At 67.7% G+C, this 597-nt stretch carries 1 protein-coding gene; it reads right to left on the reverse strand.

The window, feature by feature from the left end:
- Positions 1–166: 166 nt before the first annotated feature.
- Positions 167–597 (reverse strand): TlpA disulfide reductase family protein (locus N2041_RS14645; RefSeq protein ID WP_297679355.1); only part of this gene is annotated, 431 nt, incomplete at its 5' end.

Raw genomic sequence — 597 nt, forward strand, 5'->3', positions numbered from 1 at the left:
TGTTCGAAATGCTTGGCCGCCAGCGGATCGCGGGCGAAGTTCATCACCGGGGCGGCCAGGCGCTCGCGCTCATACGGCCGCACCCAGGGCTGGATGCCGCAGCCGGCCAGCGCCAGCGCGAGCAGCGCAGCCGCCGTCGACCGTCCGCCGATCACCGTCCGTGGGCTCATTCCTTCAGCAGCTCCCGGATCTGTTTCTCGTAGGTCTCTTCCAGACCGTTGCGGTAACCGCGGTGCACGTAGCGCACGCGGCCGTCGCGGTCGATCAGCACAGTCGATGGCATCGTCGTCAGGTCATAGAGGCGGCTGACCTGCTTGCCGCTGTCCAGCAGGACCGGAAAACGCAGGTTGAGCTTGCTGGCCAGCTGCTGCGCCTGTGCCGGATCCTCGTCGATGTTCACGCCCAGCAGCTGAAAGCCCGCGGGGCGGTATTTCTCGTACAGGCGGTTCAGGTGCGGCATTTCGACGCGGCAGGGGCCGCACCAGGTGGCCCAGAAGTTGATCATCACCACCTGCCCGCGCTGCTCGCGCAGCCGGACGTTCGGACCGGCCAGGCTCTTGAGCGCGAAATCCGGCGCCGGGGCCGACGGGGTGAGGT

It is taken from the genome of Tepidiforma sp., assembly GCF_026419595.1.
Classification (GTDB): domain Bacteria; phylum Chloroflexota; class Dehalococcoidia; order Tepidiformales; family Tepidiformaceae; genus Tepidiforma.